The 21,308-nt window shown below is 64.0% G+C and carries 19 protein-coding genes and 1 pseudogene; 9 read left to right on the top strand and 11 right to left on the bottom strand.

The genetic code is table 11. The features are described from left to right. Window positions 1-121 precede the first annotated feature (121 nt). The 6 genes from WN73_RS09720 to WN73_RS09695 all read left to right on the top strand — a co-directional run bounded on the left by WN73_RS09720 (window position 122) and on the right by WN73_RS09695 (window position 5,845). Window positions 122-1,507 (top strand): M20 family metallopeptidase, encoded by a 1,386-nt coding sequence (locus tag WN73_RS09720; protein WP_028173903.1) that lies wholly within the window; start codon window positions 122-124, stop codon window positions 1,505-1,507. A 99-nt stretch (window positions 1,508-1,606) separates the two neighbouring features. Next, on the top strand, window positions 1,607-2,518 hold the full coding sequence (locus WN73_RS09715; RefSeq protein WP_011090327.1) for an amino acid ABC transporter substrate-binding protein: 912 nt from the start codon (window positions 1,607-1,609) through the stop codon (window positions 2,516-2,518). A gap of 127 nt (window positions 2,519-2,645) precedes the next feature. Next, on the top strand, window positions 2,646-3,377 hold the full coding sequence (locus WN73_RS09710; RefSeq protein WP_011090326.1) for an amino acid ABC transporter permease: 732 nt from the start codon (window positions 2,646-2,648) through the stop codon (window positions 3,375-3,377). Between the two features lie 4 nt (window positions 3,378-3,381). Further along, window positions 3,382-4,074: an amino acid ABC transporter permease gene (locus WN73_RS09705; protein WP_011090325.1), complete on the top strand. Its 693-nt coding sequence runs from the start codon at window positions 3,382-3,384 to the stop codon at window positions 4,072-4,074. A gap of 12 nt (window positions 4,075-4,086) precedes the next feature. Then, window positions 4,087-4,818 carry an amino acid ABC transporter ATP-binding protein gene (locus tag WN73_RS09700; RefSeq protein WP_011090324.1) on the top strand — a complete coding sequence of 244 codons (732 nt, stop codon included), beginning with the start codon at window positions 4,087-4,089 and terminating at the stop codon, window positions 4,816-4,818. A gap of 166 nt (window positions 4,819-4,984) precedes the next feature. Further along, window positions 4,985-5,845, top strand: coding sequence for a D-amino-acid transaminase (locus WN73_RS09695; protein ID WP_028173904.1), 861 nt, complete (start codon window positions 4,985-4,987; stop codon window positions 5,843-5,845). A gap of 169 nt (window positions 5,846-6,014) precedes the next feature. Here the strand turns inward: WN73_RS09695 and WN73_RS09690 are convergent, their stop codons facing one another. The 3 genes from WN73_RS09690 to WN73_RS09680 all read right to left on the bottom strand — a co-directional run bounded on the left by WN73_RS09690 (window position 6,015) and on the right by WN73_RS09680 (window position 9,420). Next, window positions 6,015-6,476 (bottom strand): carboxymuconolactone decarboxylase family protein, encoded by a 462-nt coding sequence (locus tag WN73_RS09690; protein ID WP_028173905.1) that lies wholly within the window; start codon window positions 6,474-6,476, stop codon window positions 6,015-6,017. A 27-nt stretch (window positions 6,477-6,503) separates the two neighbouring features. Continuing rightward, complete coding sequence (locus tag WN73_RS09685; protein WP_028173906.1) at window positions 6,504-8,123, bottom strand: MDR family MFS transporter; 1,620 nt, start codon at window positions 8,121-8,123, stop codon at window positions 6,504-6,506. A 115-nt stretch (window positions 8,124-8,238) separates the two neighbouring features. Then, window positions 8,239-9,420, bottom strand: coding sequence for an HlyD family secretion protein (locus tag WN73_RS09680; protein WP_271552530.1), 1,182 nt, complete (start codon window positions 9,418-9,420; stop codon window positions 8,239-8,241). Window positions 9,421-9,694: 274 nt separating this feature from the next. On the opposite strand from WN73_RS09680, the gene WN73_RS09675 reads away from it, so the two are divergent. Beyond that, window positions 9,695-10,606 (top strand): LysR family transcriptional regulator, encoded by a 912-nt coding sequence (locus WN73_RS09675; RefSeq protein WP_060909025.1) that lies wholly within the window; start codon window positions 9,695-9,697, stop codon window positions 10,604-10,606. On the opposite strand, the pseudogene WN73_RS09670 reads toward WN73_RS09675, so the two are convergent. After that, window positions 10,601-10,786, bottom strand: a pseudogene (locus WN73_RS09670) (indoleacetamide hydrolase); the annotation flags it as partial. The gene WN73_RS09675 and the pseudogene WN73_RS09670 sit on opposite strands and share 6 nt — an antisense overlap. A 5-nt stretch (window positions 10,787-10,791) precedes the next feature. Further along, window positions 10,792-14,241, bottom strand: coding sequence for an indolepyruvate ferredoxin oxidoreductase family protein (locus WN73_RS09665; protein ID WP_271552529.1), 3,450 nt, complete (start codon window positions 14,239-14,241; stop codon window positions 10,792-10,794). A gap of 154 nt (window positions 14,242-14,395) precedes the next feature. On the opposite strand from WN73_RS09665, the gene WN73_RS09660 reads away from it, so the two are divergent. Continuing rightward, window positions 14,396-14,851, top strand: coding sequence for an Lrp/AsnC family transcriptional regulator (locus WN73_RS09660; protein WP_028173910.1), 456 nt, complete (start codon window positions 14,396-14,398; stop codon window positions 14,849-14,851). Window positions 14,852-14,865: 14 nt separating this feature from the next. Here WN73_RS09660 and WN73_RS09655 read toward each other — a convergent pair whose 3' ends face one another. The 3 genes from WN73_RS09655 to WN73_RS09645 form a co-directional block, all read right to left on the bottom strand. Then, complete coding sequence (locus WN73_RS09655) at window positions 14,866-15,705, bottom strand: hypothetical protein (RefSeq protein ID WP_028173911.1); 840 nt, start codon at window positions 15,703-15,705, stop codon at window positions 14,866-14,868. Window positions 15,706-15,766: 61 nt separating this feature from the next. Next, window positions 15,767-16,270: a hypothetical protein gene (locus WN73_RS09650; RefSeq protein WP_271552528.1), complete on the bottom strand. Its 504-nt coding sequence runs from the start codon at window positions 16,268-16,270 to the stop codon at window positions 15,767-15,769. A gap of 71 nt (window positions 16,271-16,341) precedes the next feature. After that, a complete protein-coding gene (locus WN73_RS09645; RefSeq protein WP_074077547.1) occupies window positions 16,342-16,800 on the bottom strand; it encodes a hypothetical protein in 459 nt (152 codons plus the stop codon). Between the two features lie 61 nt (window positions 16,801-16,861). Here WN73_RS09645 and WN73_RS09640 point away from each other — a divergent pair, with 61 nt between their 5' ends. Beyond that, window positions 16,862-17,782: a LysR family transcriptional regulator gene (locus WN73_RS09640; protein WP_028173915.1), complete on the top strand. Its 921-nt coding sequence runs from the start codon at window positions 16,862-16,864 to the stop codon at window positions 17,780-17,782. Between the two features lies 1 nt (window position 17,783). On the opposite strand, the gene WN73_RS09635 is transcribed toward WN73_RS09640, so the two are convergent. From WN73_RS09635 to WN73_RS09625, 3 genes are read right to left on the bottom strand one after another with little or no spacing between them, the layout of a single operon-like run. Then, window positions 17,784-18,569, bottom strand: a complete 786-nt coding sequence (locus WN73_RS09635; RefSeq protein ID WP_028173916.1) for a fumarylacetoacetate hydrolase family protein — start codon at window positions 18,567-18,569, stop codon at window positions 17,784-17,786. Between the two features lie 14 nt (window positions 18,570-18,583). Continuing rightward, window positions 18,584-19,951 (bottom strand): LLM class flavin-dependent oxidoreductase, encoded by a 1,368-nt coding sequence (locus WN73_RS09630; protein ID WP_028173917.1) that lies wholly within the window; start codon window positions 19,949-19,951, stop codon window positions 18,584-18,586. Between the two features lie 21 nt (window positions 19,952-19,972). Continuing rightward, complete coding sequence (locus WN73_RS09625) at window positions 19,973-21,025, bottom strand: Ldh family oxidoreductase (protein WP_028173918.1); 1,053 nt, start codon at window positions 21,023-21,025, stop codon at window positions 19,973-19,975. Window positions 21,026-21,308 lie beyond the last annotated feature (283 nt).

Genomic DNA, 21,308 nt, shown 5'->3' with positions numbered 1-21,308 from the left:
ACGAAATCCCAAGAGAACAAGAGAACTACAAGAGAACTACAAGAACAATCCAAGTCCCCGCCACTATCGAAGGCCGTCCTGTCTCGGGTAGGGTCCTTCCTCGAAGTCCGAAAAGCAAATCATGACCAGAGCCGCCGCCATCGCCCGTGCCCGTGAGGATTTCAATTCGGGCGCGTTCCTCGCCGAACTCGACCGCCGCGTCGCCTTCAAGACCGAGAGCCAGAATCCGTCGCGCGGCCCCGAGCTGCGCGCCTATCTGGAACAGGAGATGCAGCCGGCGTTCGCGGAGCTCGATTTTCAAAGCCGCATGGTAGAATCCCCCAGCGGCAAGGCTCCGTTCCTGTTCGCCGAGCATCACGAGAGCGCGTCCGCCCCGACCGTGCTGATTTACGGCCATGGCGACGTCGTCGACGGCATGGAAGGCGAATGGCGCGATGGCCGCGATCCCTGGCGCACGACGGTTGCGGGCACGCGCCTCTACGGCCGCGGCACCGCCGACAACAAGGGCCAGCACAGCATCAACATGGCGGCGCTCCGCGCGGTGCGCGAGGCCCGCGGCGGCAAGCTCGGCTTCAACGCCAAATTCATCGTCGAGATGGGCGAGGAGATCGGCTCGCCCGATCTCGGCAAGGTCTGCGACCTCAATCGCGATGCGCTCAAGGCCGATCTGTTCATGGCCTCCGACGGACCGCGGCTGTCGGCAGATCGCCCGACACTCTTCCTCGGCTGCCGTGGCGGCATCCGCATCCATCTCGACGTCAATTTGCGCGATGGCGGCCATCATTCCGGCAATTGGGGCGGCGTGCTCGCCAACCCCGCGACCATTCTGGTCAACGCGATCTCGACGCTGGTCGACGGCCATGGCCGTCTTCAGCTCGATGCCCTGAAGCCGCCGCGGCTCACCAACCAGATCCGCAGCTATCTTGCGGACGTGGAGGTGGTGCCGACCGCGGACGAGCCGGCGCTGGCGGAGAACTGGGGCGAGGAAGGCCTGTCGGCGGCCGAACGCCTCTATGCCTGGAACACGCTGGAAGTGCTGGCGATGTCGTCCGGCAATATCGAGAAGCCGGCCAACGCTATTCCCGGCCACGCCAATGCCGTGCTGCAACTGCGTTTTGTCGTCGGCACCAAGGTCGACGGCCTGATCGAGGCCGTCCGCGCGCATCTGGTGCAAAAGGGTTTCCCGATGGTCGAGGTGCGGGCCGCGCAGAGCTTTGCCGCCTCGCGTACCGATTTCGACAGCCCCTGGATCAAATGGGCGGCGGATTCGGTGCGGGAAACCACCGGCAAGGCGCCGGCGGTGCTGCCGAACTTCGGCGGCTCGCTGCCGAACGACGTGTTTTCCGAGATCCTGGGCCTGCCGACGATCTGGGTCCCGCACTCCTATCCCGGCTGCTCCCAGCATGCGCCCAATGAGCACATCCTGCTGCCGTTGACCGAAGAGGCCTTGACGGTGATGGCCGGCCTGTTCTGGGATCTCGGCGAATTGCCCAAGCCACTCACCTGAGCCGTTAACCTGAGCGGCGATCCAGTCGAAAGTCACATTCTAATCCGGCCTGATTTGTGCTTGCATCCGGCCGCATCATCCTGAAAGGGGACCAAAAAAGTGAAGCATTTCCGTCACATCGGGCTCGCGCTGGCCGCGACCTTCGTCGTCAGCCAGGCCGGGGCCCAGGAGCTGACCGGCACGCTGAAGAACATCAAGGACACCGGTGCCATCACGCTGGGCTTCCGCGACTCCTCCATCCCGTTCTCCTATCTGGACGACAACCAGAAGCCGATCGGGTTCGCGATGGACATCTGCTACAAGATCGTCGACGCCGTGAAGAAGGAACTCAAGCTCGACAAGCTCGAGGTCAAGCTCAATCCGGTGACCTCGGCGACCCGCATCCCGCTGATGGCCAACGGCACCATCGACCTCGAATGCGGCTCGACCACCAACAATGCCGACCGCCAGAAGCAGGTCGCCTTCACCAACACCCACTTCCTGACCGCCAGCCGCTACGTGTTCAAGAAGTCGAGCGGCCTGAAGTCGATCGATGATCTCAAGGGCAAGACGGTGGTCTCGACTGCCGGCACCACCAACATCAAGCAGCTCACCGAGGCCAATGTTGCGAAAGGCCTCGGCGCCAACATCATCCCGGCCAAGGACCACGCCGAATCCTTCCTGATGGTCGAGACCGATCGCGCGGTCGCCTTCGTGATGGACGATATCCTGCTCGCGAGCCTCGTTGCCGGCTCGAAGTCGCCCGACGACTACGTCATCTCCAAGGACGCCTTCTCCAAGCCCGAGCCCTACGGCATCATGCTGCGCAAGGACGACGCGCCGTTCAAGAAGGTGGTCGATGCGGCGACCGCTGCGCTCTACACCTCGGGCGAAGGCCAGAAGATCTACGAGAAGTGGTTCACGGCCAAGATCCCGCCGAAGGGGCTCAACCTCAACACTCCGATCTCGGCCGAGCTGAAGAACGAGTTCGCCAAGCCGACGGACTCGCCGAACCCGGACGACTACAAGTAAGCTGAGTTGTTCGCCTCTCCCCGCTTGCGGGGAGAGGAAGCAAATTCCGGCCATTCTGGAGGGAGTGGCCGGACATTTGCATAGACGTTTACGACATCTGTGATTGGCGCGTTCGCGCGAGGGACACGTGAACTACCACTGGAACTGGGGAATTTTCTTCGAGCCGAACCCGATGGGGACCGGCACCTATCTCGACATGCTGTTGTCGGGCCTGGTGCTGACCCTGAAGACGGCGGTGCTCGCCTGGATCATCGCGCTGGTGTTTGGCTCGCTCGTCGGCGTCATGCGCACGCTGCCGTCCAAGGCGGCCTACCGGTTCGGCTTCTGCTGGGTCGAGTTCTTCCGCAACATGCCGCTGCTGGTGCAGCTCTTCCTGTGGTTCTTCGTGCTGCCGGAACTGCTGCCGAAGTCCGCCGGCCTGTGGCTGAAGCAACTGCCGAATGCGCCGTTCTGGACGGCCGCGATCGGCATCGGCTTCTTCATGTCGGCGCGCGTCGCGGTGCAATTGCAGGCGGGCATCGGTTCGTTGCCGCGCGGGCAGAAGATGGCGGCGACCGCGCTCGGGCTCACCACCGTGCAGGGCTATCGCTACGTGCTGCTGCCGATGGCGTTCCGCATCATCCTGCCGCCGCTGACTTCCGAGTTCCTCAACACCATCAAGAACACGGCGGTGGCCATCACCATTGGCCTGATCGAGCTGACCGGACAGGCGCGCTCGATGCAGGAATTCTCGTTCCAGGTGTTCGAGGCCTTCACCGCCGCGACCATCCTTTATCTCCTCGTCAACGCCGTCGTCGTGACCGCGATGCGCTTCCTCGAGCGCTATGTCGCGATCCCCGGCTACATCACGGGGAAATAGCGCAATGTTCGGTAATCTCGATTTCGACGTCATCCGCCGCGCGCTGCCCTACCTGTTCTACGAGGGCATGACGTTCACGGTGACCCTGACGGCGCTGGCGGGCCTCGGCGGCCTGATCTTCGGCACCGCGATCGCGTTGATGCGACTGTCGGGCTTCAAGGTGCTCGGCCGCATCGCCGGCGTCTATGTCGACTTCATGCGCTCGCTGCCGTTGGTGCTGGTCATCTTCTGGTTCTACTTCCTGGTGCCCTATATCGGGCAGTGGGTGACCGGCGCGTCGCGGCCGATCAGCGTCGGCGCGTTCGCCTCCTCGCTCATCACCTTCATCATGTTCGAGGCGGCGTACTTCTCCGAGATCATGCGCGCCGGCATCCAGTCGATCTCGCGCGGCCAGCCCGCCGCCGCCAACGCGCTCGGCCTGACCTACGCCCAGACCATGCGCTACGTCGTGCTGCCGCAGGCGTTCCGCAACATGCTGCCGGTGCTGCTGACGCAGACCATCGTGCTGTTCCAGGACACCTCGCTGGTCTACGTGCTCTCGATCCCGGACTTTCTGGGCGCGGCGAGCAAGGTCGCGCAGCGCGACGGCCGCCTGGTCGAGATGTACCTGTTCGCCGCCGTCGTCTACTTCACCATTTCCTGTGTCGCGTCCTTCGGCGTGCGTCGCCTCCAGGCGCGCATCGCCATCATTCGATAGAGCGTGTCGGTCATGATCGAAATCAGCCACGTCAACAAATGGTACACCCCGACCTTCCAGGTGCTGACCGACTGCACCACCAGCGTCACCAAGGGCGAGGTCGTCGTGGTCTGCGGTCCCTCGGGTTCGGGCAAGTCGACGCTGATCAAATGCGTCAACGCGCTCGAGCCGTTCCAGGAGGGCGACATCAGCGTCGACGGCACCAAGGTCAACGATCCCAGGACCGACCTGCCGAAGCTTCGCTCGCGCGTCGGCATGGTGTTCCAGCACTTCGAGCTGTTCCCGCATCTCAAGATCATCGAGAACCTCTGCCTTGCCCAGCAGAAGGTGCTGGGACGGCCGTACGACAAGGCGGTGGCGAAAGGCATGCAGCTCCTGGAGCGCGTCGGCCTGAAGGAGCAGGCGCAGAAATTCCCGGCGCAGCTCTCCGGCGGCCAGCAGCAGCGCGTTGCGATCGCGCGCGCGCTCGCGATGGATCCGATCGTCATGCTGTTCGACGAGCCGACCTCGGCGCTCGATCCTGAAATGGTCAGCGAGGTGCTCGACGTCATGGTCGATCTCGCCCGCGAAGGCATGACCATGATGGTCGTCACGCACGAGATGGGCTTTGCCCGCAAGGTCGCCAACCGCGTGATCTTCATGGATCGCGGCGAGATCGTCGAGGACGCGGCGAAGGAGGATTTCTTCGGCAAGCCGCGCAGCGACCGCGCGCAGAAGTTCCTGTCGAAGATTCTGTCGCATTAACCGGCTCCGTCATTCCGGGGCGATGCGAAGCATCGAACCCGGAATCTCGAGATTCCGGGCTCATTCGCTTTGCGAATGCCCCGGAATGACGGATCGAGGGTTTATCGGGCTCGCTAAATCTCCTATACCCGTGGCCAAATCCCCTTTTCCCGCCAGGAGACCTGCCTTGGACTCGATCGCCTACGTCAACGGCTCATTCGTCCCGCTCTCGGACGCCAAAATCTCGGTTCTCGACCGCGGCTTCCTGTTCGCCGACGGCATCTACGAGGTCTCGGCCGTGCTGGACGGCAAGCTGGTCGACAACGCCTCGCACCTGGCGCGGCTGGAGCGTTCTGTCGGCGAGATCAGCTTGAGGCTGCCGGAGACGCTCGATCGCATCACCGAGCTGCAGAAGGAGCTGATCGCGCGCAACAAGCTCGGGAGCGGCCTCGTCTATCTCCAGGTTACGCGCGGCGCCGACAAGGGCCGCGACTTCCCGTTCCCCAAGGCTGATGTCAGGTCGAGCCTGGTGATGTTCACCTCGGAAAAGGACATCATCAATGCCGCCTCGGCCAAGACCGGCATCAACGTGATCACCGTGCCCGACATCCGCTGGGAGCGGCGTGACATCAAGAGCGTGGCGCTGCTGGCGCAGGTGCTGGCGAAGCAGGCCGCGGCGGAAGTCGGCGCAGGCGAAGCCTGGATGCTGCAGGATGGATACGTCACCGAGGGCGGTTCGTCGTCGGCGTTCATCCTGACGAAGGACGATGTCATCGTCACGCGCAAGAACTCCAACGCGATCCTGCCGGGCTGCACGCGCAAGGCCGTGATCGCGCTCGCGGAAGAACGTCAGCTCCGCGTCGAGGAGCGGTCCTTCACGGTCGCCGAGGCGCTCGCTGCCAAGGAAGCTTTCATCACCTCGGCCTCGTCGTTCGTGCAGCCGGTGGTCGCGATTGATGGCAAGACAATCGGCGACGGCAAGCCCGGCCCGATGGCGACACGTCTGCGCGAGATCTACGTGGAATTCGCCAAGGCGACGGCGGTTTAGGACGCACCTCAGGTGTCATCGCCCGCGAAGGCGGGCGATCCAGTACTCCGTGACGCCCGTGAATGAATCGAGAGGCTGCGGCGTACTGGATGCCCCGCCTTCGCGGGGCATGACAGTTGAGCGTGTGGTAGCGGCGTTGCGTCCAGCACGCCGCCACTGACACCACCCCTCACGCCACCGACGCCTTCACCTTCACCGGATGGACCGCGCGGAACGAGATCGCGATCCTGTTCCACGCGTTGATGGTGCCGATCAGCATGGTGAGGTTGACCGTCTCCTGCTCCGAGAACTGCGCGCGGACCTGCTCGTAGACGTCGTCAGGGGCGTGCGTCTCGGAGATCAGCGTCACCGCTTCGGTCCAGGCCAAGGCAGCGCGCTCGCGATCGGTGTAGAGCGGAGATTCGCGCCAGGCATTGAGAAGATAGAGCCGCTGTTCGGTCTCGCCGCGCTTGCGGGCGTCCTCGGTGTGCATGTTGATGCAGAAGGCGCAACCGTTGATCTGCGACGCCCGTGTCTTGACCAGTTCGATCAGGGATTGCTCCAGGCCGCTGGCCTTGATCTGATCGTCCACCGCGATCAGGGCTTTGAGCGTGTCGGGCGCGGCCTGATAGTAGTTCATGCGGGGCTTCATGGTCGTTCTCCTTTTGCTGGGGTGACGTCAGTGGGCTCCACCGGCCGAGGTCTGGCCGGGCTTCTTCAGGAAGAGGACGGCGATCAGGGCCACGATCAGCGCCATGCCGAGCAGGTAGAAGGTGTCGCTGAAGGCCAGGATATAGGCCTGCTTCTGCACGATATGGCCGATTGCGACATAGGCACGATGCGACGCATCCGCACGATCGAGGATGCCGTGATTGACGAAATATTGAGTGAGCTGTTCCAGCCGCGTGCGGGTGGCCTGCTCGAACATCGAGACCGACTGCATCAGAACGTTGGAGTGATACTGCTCGCGCTTGGTCAGCACGGTCTGGAGCAGCGCAATGCCGATGGCGCCGCCGAGGTTGCGCATCATGTTGAATAGGCCCGATGCGGAGCCGGCATTCTCCGGCTCGATTCCGGCCGTGGCGACGGCCGAGAGCGGCGCGAACACGAACGCCTGTCCGACGGCGCGAACGACGTTGGGCCAGAACAGCTGATCGGTGGCGTAGTCATTCGTCATATAGATGTTCATGAAATTGGAGGCCGCGAACAGCGCAAAGCCGACGCTGATGATGATCCGGGCGTCGAAGCGTTGCATCAGCCGCGGCACCAGAGGGATCAGCAACAGCTGCGGCAAGCCGGTCCAAGCCAGAACCATGCCGATCTGTTCGGCATTGTAGCCCTGGATGCGCGACAGATAGACCGGCATGATGAACACCGAACCGTACAGCGCGATACCGAGCAGGAAGTTGGCGAGGATGCCGAAGCCGAAATTGCGGCGAACCAGCAGACGCAGGTTCAACAGCGGCTTCTTCGCAGTCAGCTCGATCACGAGGAAAGCGGTCAACGCAATGACGGCGATAATGGACAGTTTGACGATGAAGGGCGAGCCGAACCAGTCGTCCTTGTTGCCTTCTTCCAGCACGGTCTGCAGCGCGGAGAGGCCGATCGCCATGGTGACGATACCCGGCCAGTCGCCCTCGCGCAGCAGCGACAGCTTCATCGGCTTCGCTTCCAGCGAGAACCACAGCATCGCGATCATCAGCGTGCCGGGAACCAGGTTGACGTAGAAGATGTACTCCCAGCCCCAATTCTCGGTGAGATAGCCGCCGATGGTCGGGCCGATCGCGGGTGCGAATGTCGCAGAGATCGCAAACAGCGCAAGTCCGATCGGCTGTTTCGCCTTCGGCAACAGCGTGATGATCAGTGTGAACGCCATCGGGATCAGCACGCCGCCGCTAAAGCCCTGCACGGCGCGAAGGACGATCATTTGCGGCAGGTCCTGCGCCAGCGCGCAGGCCGCCGAGAACACCAGAAATAAGATCGCGTTGGTGAGGAGGTAGATGCGGATCGAGAACACCTGGGCGAGCCAGCCCGACAGCGGGATCACCACGATCTCCGCGATCAGATAGGAGGTCGAGATCCAGCCGCCGTCGTCGATGCCGGCGCCGATCGCGCCCTGGATGTCGGCGAGCGAGGCGTTGACGATCTGGATGTTCAGCACCGCCATGAAGGCGCCGAGCGTCGCGCCGATCACCGCGATCCAGGTCTTGGCCGACACGGCCGGAATCGTGGGAGCCGCGGCCGGCGCGGGGAAGTTGGCGGCGGAGGCGGCGTTGACGGTCGGTTGGAGCGTGCTCATGGAAGCCTCGTCTCGGTTACGGAGACAGGATGCGCTGGGCGGATGGTTTCGATAATCGCGGAAGTCCTGGAAGGATCGTCCGGCGGGACTTGATAATCCCGCCGGTTTTGCAGCCTCACCCGCCGCTCGGATGGACCGTGTTGTCAGCGAGGCGCTTTGCCGTCTCGCGCTCAGCCAGCACAGCGGCCTTGGTGTCGACGGTCGGCACCGCCGACATGCCGGGCCGCAGCAGGCCGGTGAGGCTGTGATCGTCGAGCACGATCTTCACCGGGACGCGCTGCACGATCTTGGTGAAATTGCCGGTGGCGTTATCGGGCGGCAGCAGCGCGAATTCGAGCCCGCTGGCCGGCGACAGGCTGTCGACATGACCGCGCAGGGTCTGGCTGCGGAAGCTGTCGACGCGCAGCTCGACCGGCTGGCCGGCGCGGACATGGGTGAGCTGCGTCTCCTTGAAGTTCGCGACCACATAGACCGCATCGAGCGGCACCACCGCCATCAACTGCGTGCCGGCCTGCACGTACTGGCCGACGCGCAAGCTACGGGCGCCGACCGTGCCGTCTACCGGTGCGGTGATCTCGGTATAGGACAGGTTCAACGCCGCCTGCTGCGCGACCGCGCGGGCGCGTTCGAGCTGGGCCGTGGCCTGGGCGCGCTGGGTGGTGAGCACGTCGACCTTGCGCTGTGCGGCCAGAAGGCCCGATTTGGCGTGCTGCAATTGCGCGTTGCTGGCGCGCAGCGCGGCATCGGTCTGCTGTGCGCGCTGGATCGTGCCGGAGCCCGACTTCATCAGGTCGTCGTAGCGGGCGCGCTCCTCCTGGGCGAATTTCAGATTGGCGTCCGCAGCCGTGACATCGGCCGTGCTCTGCTCGATGATCGGCTGTTGCAGTTCGAGCTGGGCATCGAGGTTGCGCACGGAAGCCTCCGCAGCGGCGACATCGGCGCGGGCCTGATCGAGCGCCGCCCTGAAGTCGCGGTCGTCGATCCTGGCCAGTATCTGGCCGGCCTTGACCTTTTCATTGTCGCCGACCAGGACCTTCGCGATGTAGCCGGAAACCTTCGGCGCGACGATCGTGGAGTCCGCCTTGACATAGGCGTCGTCGGTCGTCTCGAGATAGCGGCCGTTGATCCAGTAGTCGTGTCCGTAATAGACAACCGCTGTCGTGCCCGCGAGGAGTGCGAGTATCAGGGCCGCGCGCCGGAGCTTGTTACGGACCGGCACAAGCTGCGGTGCCTTGGAATAATCTTGAGTGATTTCAGTTGCTTGCTGGAAGTTTTCGGTGCGGGGCATCTCGGACATGACGGTCTCCTATCGGCTGGAAGGGACTATCGGTCTTTCCAGTTCGAGCGATAATCGGCGAAATGCTGAAAGGATTATCCACTCAGGGTGGATAGTCCGGGGTTCGCCCTGGTGTGTGGTCTACCGAACCAGACGTGCGACTGCCCCAGAGCGATTGCCGCGCCTGTCGAGCGATTGCTGCTAACCCATGCGCCATGTCACACGCGGGATGATCTGGTAGATAATCAGGGCGAAAACCTTGAGATTATCGACCAAGAGCGGATAATCAGGCGGCATGGACCGATTGACCAGCCTCGAAGTCTTCAGCCGGGTGGTCGAGACCGGCGGCTTCTCCGCAGCAGCCCGCAAGCTCAACATGTCGACCACCATGGTGAGCAATCACGTCCAGGCGCTGGAAGACCGGCTCGGCGTGAGGCTGCTTCAGCGCACCACGCGCAGGGTCAACCTCACCGAGATCGGCAAGGCCTATTACGACCGCTGCGTCCAGATCCTCGCCGATATCGAACAGGCCGACGATATCGCGAGCGAATTGCAGTCGGTGCCCCGCGGCACGTTGCGCGTCCACGTCGCCACGCACATGGTCCCGTTCGTCGCGCCGGTTGTGGCGAAACTCCTGTCGGCCTATCCGGAGCTCAAGATCGATCTGCGCATGGGCGAGGCCGATGTCGATCTCATCGAGGAAGGCTACGACGTTGCCCTGCGCATGACGCCGCCGCCGGATTCGAGCCTGATCGTGCGGAGCCTCGCCACCTGGCGTCACGTGCTGTGCTGTTCCCACGAATATATCGAGAAGCACGGCCGGGTGCAGAAGCTCGACGAGCTCACTGCGCATAATTGCGGCCGTCACCTGAACTATCCGTTTGGCGATGAATGGCGCTTCCTCGATCGCAAGGGCACGCCGGCATCGGTACGGATATCCGGCAGCTTCGTCACCAACAGCGGAGAAGCGCTGCGGAAGGTCGCGCTGGGGGGCGCTGCCGTCTGCCTGATGGCGGGGTTTCTCATTCAGGACGACCTCGAAGCCGGTCACCTCGTGCGCCTGTTGCCGGAATATCGGACGGTCGAGCTGTCCATGAACGCGGTCTATCCGCATCGCCATCATCTGTCGGCGAAGGTGAGGACCTTCATCGACATGCTGGTGGCGCACAGCGCCGAGCAGCAGAAGCTGATCAATCCGTATTCATGACCGGTGCGGCGGCGGCCGCCGCCCGAACACGCCGTCAAGCGCGATGCCGATCGCGAGCAAGCGACGATCGCTGCCTGCCGGGCCGTCGAGCTCAAGGCCAATCGGCAATTTGCTCGTCGCGCCGAGCGCGATTGGAATCTGGACACCGGGATTGCCGGCATTGCTGCCGGGATCGGTGTTTCACGTCAACCGTGGGCGCGCATTTCTGCCGGCGATGCGGCGATCACATCGGCGAGACGCCGTTCGACCTCCGGCTTCACCTTCGCGACCGCGATGTCCTTGACCGGGCCGTAGCCACGGATCTCCATCGGAGCCTTGGCGATCGCAATGAAATCGGGCAGGCGCGCCGCGTCGAGTTCGTGCAGCATCCGTTCGATCACGCCCTCATACCAGGAGATCAGCTCCCGCTCGGTGCGCCGCTCGGCGGTGTAACCGAACGGATCGAGCGGCGTCCCGCGCAACCCCTTCAACCGCGCGAGCAGGGCAAGTGGCGTGTGGATCCACTGGCCGAAGGCGCGCTTGCGCGGACGGCCACGGGCGTCGCGTTCGGATGGCAGGAACGGCGGCGCAAGGTGATACTGGACGCTAAAACCGTCCTCGAACTCGCGCTTCAGTTCGTCGAGGAAGCCGGTCTGCATGTGCAGGCGCGCCACCTCGTACTCGTCCTTGTAGGCCATCAGCTTGAACAGCGCGCGTGCGACGGCCTCGGTCATCGCCTCGCTGCTCAGCGCAGCTTCGGCGTTGCGAACCTTATCGACGATCGTCCGGTAGCGTGCCGCATAAGCTGCGTTCTGATAGGCGGTGAGGAAATCGGCGCGGCGGGCGATGAGCTGGTCGAGCGTCTCGGTTTTGGGCGTATCGTCCGCCATCGGCAGAGAGTCCGGATCGGCGGCGGCGATCCGGCCCCAGGCAAAGGCCTGCTTGTTGCGCTCGACCGCGATGCCGTTGAGCTCGATCGCGCGCAACAGCGCTTGCAGCGAGACGGGGATCAGTCCGCGCTGCCAGGCAAAGCCCAGCATGATGATGTTGGCATAGACGGCATCGCCCAGCAGCCGTTCGGCCAGCGCGTTGGCGTTGATGGTGTCGAGATTGTCGTTGCCGACGACCTGCCGGATCGCGCGCAGGCGGGCGGGCGAGGCGAGATCGGCATCGCGGAAGCGAACGACGTCGCCGGTCGGCATCTCCGCCGTGTTGACAGCGGCGCGCGTACCGCGGCGATAGGTGCCGGACGCCTTCGGCGCGGAGCTCACGACGAGATCGCAGCCGATCAGCGCATCGGCCGCGCCCTGGTCGATGCGGACCTGATGCAACGCTTCGGGCGAGGCGGCGAGGCGGATAAAGCTCAGCACCGGGCCAAACTTCTGCGCAAAGCCGGTGAAGTCGAGCACCGAGACGCCGCTTCGTTCGAGATGCGCGGCCATGCCGATCAGCGCGCCGACGGTGATCACGCCGGTGCCGCCCACGCCTGTTACCAGCAGGTCGTAGGGACGGTCGAGCGTGACGGGAGCGGGCAGAGGAAGCGTCGCCGCGCGGCCGACCGCATCGATCTCGCTCGCGCTCTTCTTCCGGCGCGTCGCGCCTTCGACAGTCACGAAACTGGGACAGAAGCCGTTGAGGCAGGAAAAATCCTTATTGCAGGTCGACAGGTTGATTTGCCGCTTGCGGCCGAACGGCGTCTCCTTCGGCTCGACGCTGAGGCAGTTGGATTCGACCGAGCAGTCGCCGCAGCCCTCGCAGACGAGGTCGTTGATATAGGCAAAACGCTTGGGGTCGGCCATCTGCCCGCGCTTGCGGCGGCGCCGCTTCTCGGTGGCGCAAGTCTGCTGGTAGATCAGGACGGAGACGCCGGAGACCTCGCGCAGCTCGCGCTGCACGGGGTCCATTTCCTCGCGCGGATGGATGGTGACGCCGATAGGCAGGTCCGCCGGCGAAAACTGCGCGGGATCGTCCGACACCAGCGCGATGCGCGCCACACCTTCAGCACGGACGCTATGCGCGATGGCATGGACACTGATGGGGCCGTCGACCGGCTGGCCGCCGGTCATGGCGACGGCGTCGTTGAACAGGATCTTGTAGGTGATGTTGGCCTTGGCGGCGATCGCCTGCCGGATCGCCATCGAGCCGGAGTGATAGTAGGTGCCTTCGCCGAGATTCTGGAAGATGTGCCTCTTGCCGGTGAATCTCGACGACGCTGCCCAGTTCACGCCCTCGCCGCCCATCTGGATCAGCGACGACGTCTCGCGGTCCATCCAGCTCGCCATGAAGTGGCAACCGATGCCGGCCAGCGCCTTCGAGCCCTCAGGCACCTTTGTCGACGTGTTGTGTGGGCAGCCCGAGCAGAAATAAGGCGTACGTGTCGCACCGCTGACGTTGATCGTGCGGGCGGCTTCAGGCATCAAGGCGGCCGCGCGTGCGGCGAGATTGAGGCCCGGAAACATCGGATCGAGCCGGCGGGCGAGCACGCCAGCCAGCGCACGCGGCGACAATTCGCCGATCCAGGAGATCAGCCGCGCCCCTCGCTCGTCATGCTTGCCGACCATGCGCTCGGGCTTGGTGCCGGGATAGTCGTAGAAATACTCCTTGAACTGGCTCTCGATGATGCCGCGCTTTTCCTCGACAACGAGGATCTCGCGCTTGCCCTTCACGAAGTCCATCGCGTCATGTAGCGCCAACGGCCAGACCATGCCGACCTTGTAGACGTCGATGCCGATGCTGCGGCAGGCCGCCTCATCGAGGCCCATCAGCCGCAGCGCTTCCATCAGGTCGAGATGCGCCTTGCCTGTGGTCACGATGCCGTAGGTGGCGTTCGGAATATCGTAGATGTGGCGGTCGATCGGATTGGCCTTTGCGAAGGCATAGACGGCGTGTTTCTTCGCCTCCAGCCGCTCCTCGATCTGCGGTCCCGGCAGGTCCGGCCAGCGATAGTGCAGGCCGCCCGGCGGCGGCGTGAAGTCGGGCGTGCGGAAGGCGCGCGGCGGGCGCAGCGCGACGGATGCGCCTGACTCCACGATCTCCGAGATCGCCTTGAAGCCGACCCACATGCCGGAGAAGCGGCTCAGCGCGTAGCCATATTCGCCGAACGCCAGATATTCGCCGACATCGGCTGGATGCAACGTCGGCATGAACCAGCTCATGAAGGCGACGTCGGACTGGTGCGGCATCGAGGAGGAGACGCAGCCATGGTCGTCGCCGGCGACCACCAGCACGCCGCCATGCGGCGAGGAGCCATAGGCATTGCCGTGCTTGAGCGCATCGCCGGAGCGGTCGACGCCGGGGCCCTTGCCGTACCAGAGCCCGAACACGCCATCGACCTCGCGCTCCGCTTGCGTCTCGACTTGTTGCGAGCCGAGCACGGCGGTTGCCGCGAGGTCCTCGTTCACGGCCGGAAGGAATTCGATGCGGTCCCGCTTGAGGCGCTCCTGGATGCGCCACAGCTCGAGATCGATGCCGCCGAGCGGCGAGCCGCGATAGCCGGAGATGAAGCCGGCGGTGTTGAGACCGCGGATACGGTCGCGCTTTGCCTGGTCGAGCGCGATGCGGACGATGGCTTGCGTACCCGTGAGGAAGACGCGGCCCTCCTCGCGATCGTAGCGGTCGGAGAGCTCGTAAGCGTCGAGTGACGGAATGGCGTCCATGGTGGACCTCGCGCGGCATCCTGCCTGATGATGGAAGGTTATGCCTGGGAGCCTGGTAGGTCTTACCTATTTGTCCCGCGTAGATCAAAATTTCGGTAGAATTTTGCACAAGACGATCAAATTTGGTAGATGTTCTCGGCCTGGGGAGGCCTCCATGATCGAAGAACAGGACACGCGAATACTCGCCCATCTTCAGAAGGATGGTCGCGCCACCAATCAGCAGCTCGCCGACGAGGTCGGCATGTCCACCTCCGCCTGCTGGCGCAGGGTGCGCGCGCTGGAGGAGAGCGGCGTCATCCAAGGCTATGCCGCGCTGGTCGCGCGCGAGCAGGCGGGATTTACGATGTCGGCCATCCTCCACGTCTCGCTGGAGCGGCACGATGCGAAGTTCGTCGACGAATTCGTGGCCAGGGTCACGACGCGCCGCGAGGTGCTGGAATGTTTCGCGACCACGGGCGACGCCGATTATCATTTGCGCGTCGTCGTGCAGGACATGGCGGCCTATAACAGATTCCTCGACGAGTTCATGTTCCGCATCCCCGGCATCCGCTACGTCCGCAGCAATGTGGTGCTGAAGGAGATCAAGACCGGCGTGGCGCTGCCGTTCTGAGACAACGCGGGGACTCATACCGTCTCCACCCGGCTGCGACGGCGCAGTTGGCGCAGCGACAGTGCATGCAGCAGGATCGAGCTTGGCACGACGAAGGCCGGGGTCAGCACGTTCGGAAAGGTATCAATGGCCATGCTCGGGCCATCCGGAACGATGAGCTGGAACGGGCCAGGCGACATCGCCATTCCCAGGGCGATCGCGACGGCGAAGTCTGCGAGGCCGAAGATATTCCAGAAGATCGCTCCTTTCCGCTCCTCGGCGGTCCCGGCCGCCAAGGCGATCGCCACCGGCACCGCGAACAGTCCGGTCAGCACGTCGCCGGCTCCTGCCGGCAATGCCCAGACGCCCGGCAGCACCCCGCGCAGCCAGTAAGCGAGCCACTGACTGCCAAAGATGCGATAGACCTGAAGGGCGATGAGCCACGTCGTCGGCATTGCATCGAGCAATTGCCCGACCCGCTTCGATAGCATCAGCACAGGAGTGCCGACGATCACTGGCAGCAGGATCGCCGCGGGAAGCAGCGGCAAGGAGGAGGCACCCGTGCGGAATGCACCATTGATGGATGCCGTCCAGGCGAGGGCAGCCCAAAGCGTGAAGGGGACCATGACGACCAGCCAGGTCGCCCGGCGTTGCTCTGGCGTCAACGCGGTGTTTTCGAGCCCGAGCCACAGGCCGAGCGCAATGAGCCCATGGGCCAGCAGCCGAACGCCGAGGGCCGGAAAGCCGCTCTGCGGAAGTGCGGGGAGCGAGTAGATCAGCCAGGTCCACAGGATCGTGAATAGAACGGTCCACATCAAGCCGAGCCGGATGGCAGGCTGGGCCGGGGCGGCAACGGAAGCAGCATCGCTGTTCATCGGCGTTCCCTAAAGAGAGGTCGGCTGTGGTGGACGCACGAGATCGCGGCCAGCGGCCGTGTCAGGCCGTTTTTTCTTCCGATCCGGACCTCACCAGAATCATGAAGACGAGAACATGGCTGACGAGCAGCAGCGGCACGTAGAGGGCTGGAATATAAATGCCGGCGCCGAAGAGGCCGGGATCCTGGATTTTCGTCACGCCCATGTAGTAGGCATTCAGGAGATCCAGCGTGCCCCAGACGTTGAACGCCCAGACCATCGGAATTGCGATCGACCATCGCCAGGAGAGTGCTGCGATTGACGCGAGCGCGAGAGTGGCGGCAATAAGGTCCCCCCATCCGACCTCGGCGGCGAAATTCGGGCTCAACTCCGCGGATACGAATCCCGCCACCATGAAATTCATGCCGAAGAACCTGAACGCGTTGAAGGCCGCGAGCAGTCTCAGGGCCTCATAGCGCGGCATGACGCGGAGTGCCGGCCAGACGTAGATCGAAGCCACCACCGCGCTTGTCAGGAAAGCGCCGGCGACGCTGAGCACGAAGGGAAGGTTGAAGCTTTGCGGCACGTTCGGATGTCCTTGTGGTGGCCTGTCCGGCCAGTGTGGTCGAAGCCGGTGGGTTCGGCGTCGGCGGACGCTCAGGGCTTGGCCATCAGCAGACCGAGCGGCATCAGCGGACCGACTGCGATGTAGTCGTGGTCCATGAGTTCCCGCCGCGCGAGCGGCAGGCCCTCCATGATCGCGTGTCCCTCGGCGACATCCCTGACATTCAACAGGAATACGGCGCCGCGCCCGTCGGATCGCGAATACCATTCGCGAACCGTTCCGTTGAGATAGAGCTGCACGGTCTGCCTGATTTCATCGGGCATGACGGCCATGATCTGATCTCGGGTGACGCCCGCCTTGACGGTCAGGATGACCATGACCCCCGTTGTCGGCGACGCGGTCTGTGATTGGGCAAGTGAAGGATCGGCCATGGAGGTTGCGCCTGTGAGTATGAGGGTGACTGCCAAGACGACGTTCAAGACGACGTTGCGGACTGTCTTCATCGATATCGTTTCTCCGATCGCGGCGGTTGCTGCGGCGGCACGGCTCATTTGCAATTCGGATGTAAAGCTGCTTTCCGCGAGTTACTATTCGCGATAATGTTGACGGGCTATGAAGCAGAACTTCACAGTCAGGCACGGTGCACTGGACGGCGTGGAGGCGTTCCTGAGTGTCGCCCAACATCGCAGTTTCCGCCGAGCGGCCGCTGAACTCGGGGTCACGCCCTCGGCCATCAGTCAGGCGATACGCGCGCTCGAGGCGCGCGTCGGCGCCGCGCTCTTCATCCGCACGACCCGCAGTGTCGGTTTGACCGAAGCCGGCGAAAGATTCCTTGCGCGCGCCAGGCCTGCCTTCGAGGAGCTCGTCGCCGCCAGCGGTGCGGCGCGCGAGCTCGGACAGCGACCGGCCGGGCTCCTGCGTCTCACCGTACCGCGCTCCGTCGTGCCGATCCTGCTGGAGCCGCTGATCGCGTCGTTCTGTCGGGCATTTCCCGAGATCGAGGTGGAGCTTGCCGCAAGCGAAGAACTGGTCGACCTCGCAGCCGAAGGTTTTGACGCCGGCATCAGGTTGGGCCAGTTCATCGCCCCCGACATGGTCGCGGTGCGCCTGACGAATCCGCTACCGCTCATTATCCTCGGCAGCCCGGCTTACCTTGCCCGCCGCGGTCGGCCCGAGCGGCCAGACGATCTGCGCGAGCACGCGTGCTTGAGATTGCGACGATCGAACGGTGCGCTTGCGTCATGGTCGCTCGACGACAACGGTCGTTCGATCGAGATTGTGGTTGCGGGACCTTTCATCGCCAACGACTTTCCAACGATGCTCGGAGCCGCCGTCGAAGGTGTGGGTCTTGCGCAAGTGCCCGCACCGCTGGCCACCGGTGCCATGGCGGCGGGAAAGCTCGTTCCCGTCCTGGAGCAATTCGCGCCGATGACGCCGGGCGTGTTCCTGTACTATCCCGGTCACCGACAAATCATGCCGAAGTTGCGGGCCTTTATCGATCATGTGAAGGGCCGCTCAGGCGGCACGAGCTGATCTACCGTTGCTCCCGCACGAACCGATTGCGCAGCGTGCCGATGCCGGTGATATCGATCTCCACGACATCGCCATGCTTAATGTCCGGCGAGGCGCCGTCGGTGCCCATCCAGATCACATCGCCCGGCCATAGCGTAAAGTACTTGGTCAGCTCGACCAGGAACGGCACCACGCCGAAGATCATGTCGTTGGTGTAGAAGCGGTTGGTCTCCTTGCCGTTGACGCGGACGACGGTCTCCATCCTGGCGAGATTCGCCTCGGTCTCGATCCACGGGCCCATCGGCTTGAACGTGTCGGCGTTCTTCGAGCGCCACAGGCTGCGATCCGCCTTCTGCCAGCTGCGCTCGCTGACGTCGTTGCCGATGGTGTAGCCGAATACGCAATCCATCGCGTTCTGCTTGGTGAGGTGTTTGACCTTCTTGCCGATGACGACGACGAGCTCGCCCTCGTAGTGGATCTTGTCCGTCGCGAAAGAGGGGATCACGACCTCCTCGTCGTGTGCGATCAGCGCGTTCTGCGCGCGATAGCCGATCTCGGGCCTGTCAGGCACGGCCGGCACCTCGCCGCGCTTGTCGGCGGCCTCCTTCAGGTGCTTCAAATAGTTCAGGCCGACGCAATAGAAGGTGCGCGGGATCAGCGGCAGCTCGATCTTCACCTCGCCAAGCGGAAGCGTGCGCGCGGTGCGCTGCCATCCGCCGAACGGATCGCCGTCGATTGCGATGACCCGGTCGCCTTCAACGATCCCCCAGGAGGTCTTGTCCGAGGCGGTGAATTTCAGCCAGCGCATGTCGGATCCTCCAGTTATTCCGCAGCATCGCGCGGCTGCACCTTCCAGGCGCCGGCGGCCGGCCGCCTCAAGCCGAGATTTTCCCGCAGCGTCTTGCCGCGATAGTCCTTCTGGAACAAGCCGCGCCGCTGCAACTCCGGCACGATATGGCGAACGAAATCGGCGTAGGAGCCGGGCACGTAGGTGGCCGCGATGACGAAGCCGTCGCAGCCGCGCTCGACGAACATCTCTTCGAGCTTGTCCGCGATCTCCTTGGGGCCGCCGACCATCGCGTCCTGCACCTGGCCGCGGCCGGAGAAGGTGACGAAATCGCGCGCGCTCGGATTGCTCTTGCCTGAATTCTTCAGCACGCCGTCGCGGATGCCCAAAATGCCCTGCATGCTCTTCAGCTCTTCCGTGGTCAGCGGCGCGTCGAGGTCCTTGGAGGCGAAATCGTAATTGAGCGCTTCGGCGAGCAGCGACAGCGCGTCGATCTGCAGCGGCAGCTTGTTGATCAGCGCCATCTTGTCTTCGGCTTCGGCCTTGGTCGCGCCGCAGACCGGCGTCGTCAGGTTGCAGAGGAACATCTGCTCGGGATCGCGGCCGGCTTTGGCCGCCTCGTTGCGCACGGCCGCATAACCCTCCTTGGCCGCGGCGAGGTTGCGCGCGGCGGTGAAGATCACCTCGCCCCAGCGGCCGGCAAAGCGCTGGCCGCGGCCGGATGCGCCGGCCTGGATGATGACGGGATGGCCCTGCTGCGAACGCGGCACGGTGAAGGGGCCACGCGACTTGAAGGCCGCTCCCTTGTGATCGAGCCGCTTCACCTTGGCCGGATCGGCAAAGCGGCCGCTTGTCTTGTCCATGATGAGCGCGCCGTCCTCCCACGTGTCCCAGTGGCCGAGGACGACCTCCATGAACTCGTCGGCGCGGTCGTAGCGGGAATCGTGTTCGGGATGGGAGTCCCGGCCCATGTTGAGCGCCTCGCCGTCATTGAGCGAGGTGACGACGTTCCAGCCCGCGCGCCCGCCGGACATCAAATCGAGCGTCGCGAAGCGGCGCGCGACGTCGAACGGCTCGTAATAGGTGGTCGAGCAGGTCGCGCCAAGGCCGAGCTTGTCGGTGACCATGCCCATCGTGGTCAGCACGATCAGCGGGTCCATCTTCACGCAGCGGATGCCGTATTCGACGGTATGGGCGTGGTCGTTGCCGTAGCGGTCCGGCATCGCCAGGCGATCGTCGAAGAAGGCCATGTGAAACTTGCCGGCTTCGAGGATCCTGGCGATCTCCTGATAGTAATCCGCCGACATCGAATCGTCGCGCGAGTCCGGATGCCGCCAGGAGCTCGGCAAATTGGTGCAGTTTTGCGCCTGGAGGAAGCCGACCAGTACCATCTGCCGCGTCATGCTGCTGTTCTCCGAATTGCGTCAGGCCAGATCGAGCACCGTGTCGAGCCGGTATTCCCGCGCCAGCGCGCGCAGCTTGTCCCAGGTGGCATCCTCGACCTCGATGCCGTCACGCAGCCGCTGTTGCTCGCGCACGCCCTCGATCTCGCCGGGATAGTAGACGCCCGTGCTGCCCTCGGAGGGCGGGGTCGATTTCAGATAGCGCGCGAATTCGGCGACCTCGCGCTTGAACTCCTTCAGCGGGCGGAACGCGGCGACGTTGAACACCGCCATGAAGCAGCCGTCATTGTGCCGCCCCGTCGGCTCGACGCCGAAGCCGAGACCGGTGAGCAGGCCGCACAGCACCTCGACCATGGCGGCAAGCCCGCTGCCCTTGTAGCCCTCGGTGCCGCCGAGCGGCAGCAGCGCGCCGCCCTTGCGATACTGGGTCGGGTCGTTGGTGTGCCGTCCCTCGGCATCGATGATCCATCCCGTCGGGATCTTATCGCCGCGGGCCACAGCGAGCTGGATCTTGCCGGCGGCGACCGCCGAGGTCGCCATGTCCAGGTAGAACGGCGCATCGAGATCGGACGGCACCGCGATCGAGATCGGGTTGGTGCCGAGCCGCGCCTCCTTGCCGCCGAACGGCGCCACGTGCTTCGGCGAGCGGCCGGAGTCCGCGGTTGCAATCCCGATCATGCCTTCGCGCATCGCCATCAGCGGATAAGCGGCGAGGCGGCCGACATGGCTCTGCCGGAACACGGTGCAGGCGGCGACGTTCGCCGTCTTCGCCTTCTCGATCGTCAGCGCCATTGCCTTGGCGTTGACGTGGAAACCAAATCCCCAATGGCCGTCGATTACGGTCGTGGTCGGCGATTCCTGGATGATGGTCCATGTCGCGCCGGGAACGATGTGCCCGGCCTTGATGCGGTCGATATAGGTGGGAACCGCGATCACACCGTGGGAGTCGTGGCCGGCGAGATTGGCGTTGACGCAGCCGGTCGCGACCGCATCGGCCTCTTCCTGGGAAGCTCCCGCCGCCTGGAGCAGGGCGGCGCTGATGCGCGTGAGGCGGTCGGCCTTGACGATCGGCATGGCGTTTCCCCGGTCATCGCCCTTATCATGATAGCTGGCGGGCGCTTGTTGGGGACCATCGTCTCAAAGCGCAGGACCGATATCAATCTCCCGTAAACCAATACAGGGCTGCAAATTCGTAAAGAGAGCGCGCCTTTGGTCGAAGATTCGTTCCGGCCGGCGGTATTCTCGACAGTTTGGCGGGGGTCGTTCGCAGCTCGTTCACTCTGATCGACGGTTTGCGACACGCAATAACGACCACTTAGGCGATGGCCGTTCATAAAGTACCCGGGAAAATTAGGCA

Origin of the sequence: Bradyrhizobium sp. CCBAU 45394 (assembly GCF_028128655.1) — a bacterium.
Lineage (GTDB): Bacteria > Pseudomonadota > Alphaproteobacteria > Rhizobiales > Xanthobacteraceae > Bradyrhizobium > Bradyrhizobium diazoefficiens.
Note: the sequence above shows the minus strand (reverse complement) of the source record. Positions and strands in the feature narration are given on the sequence as shown.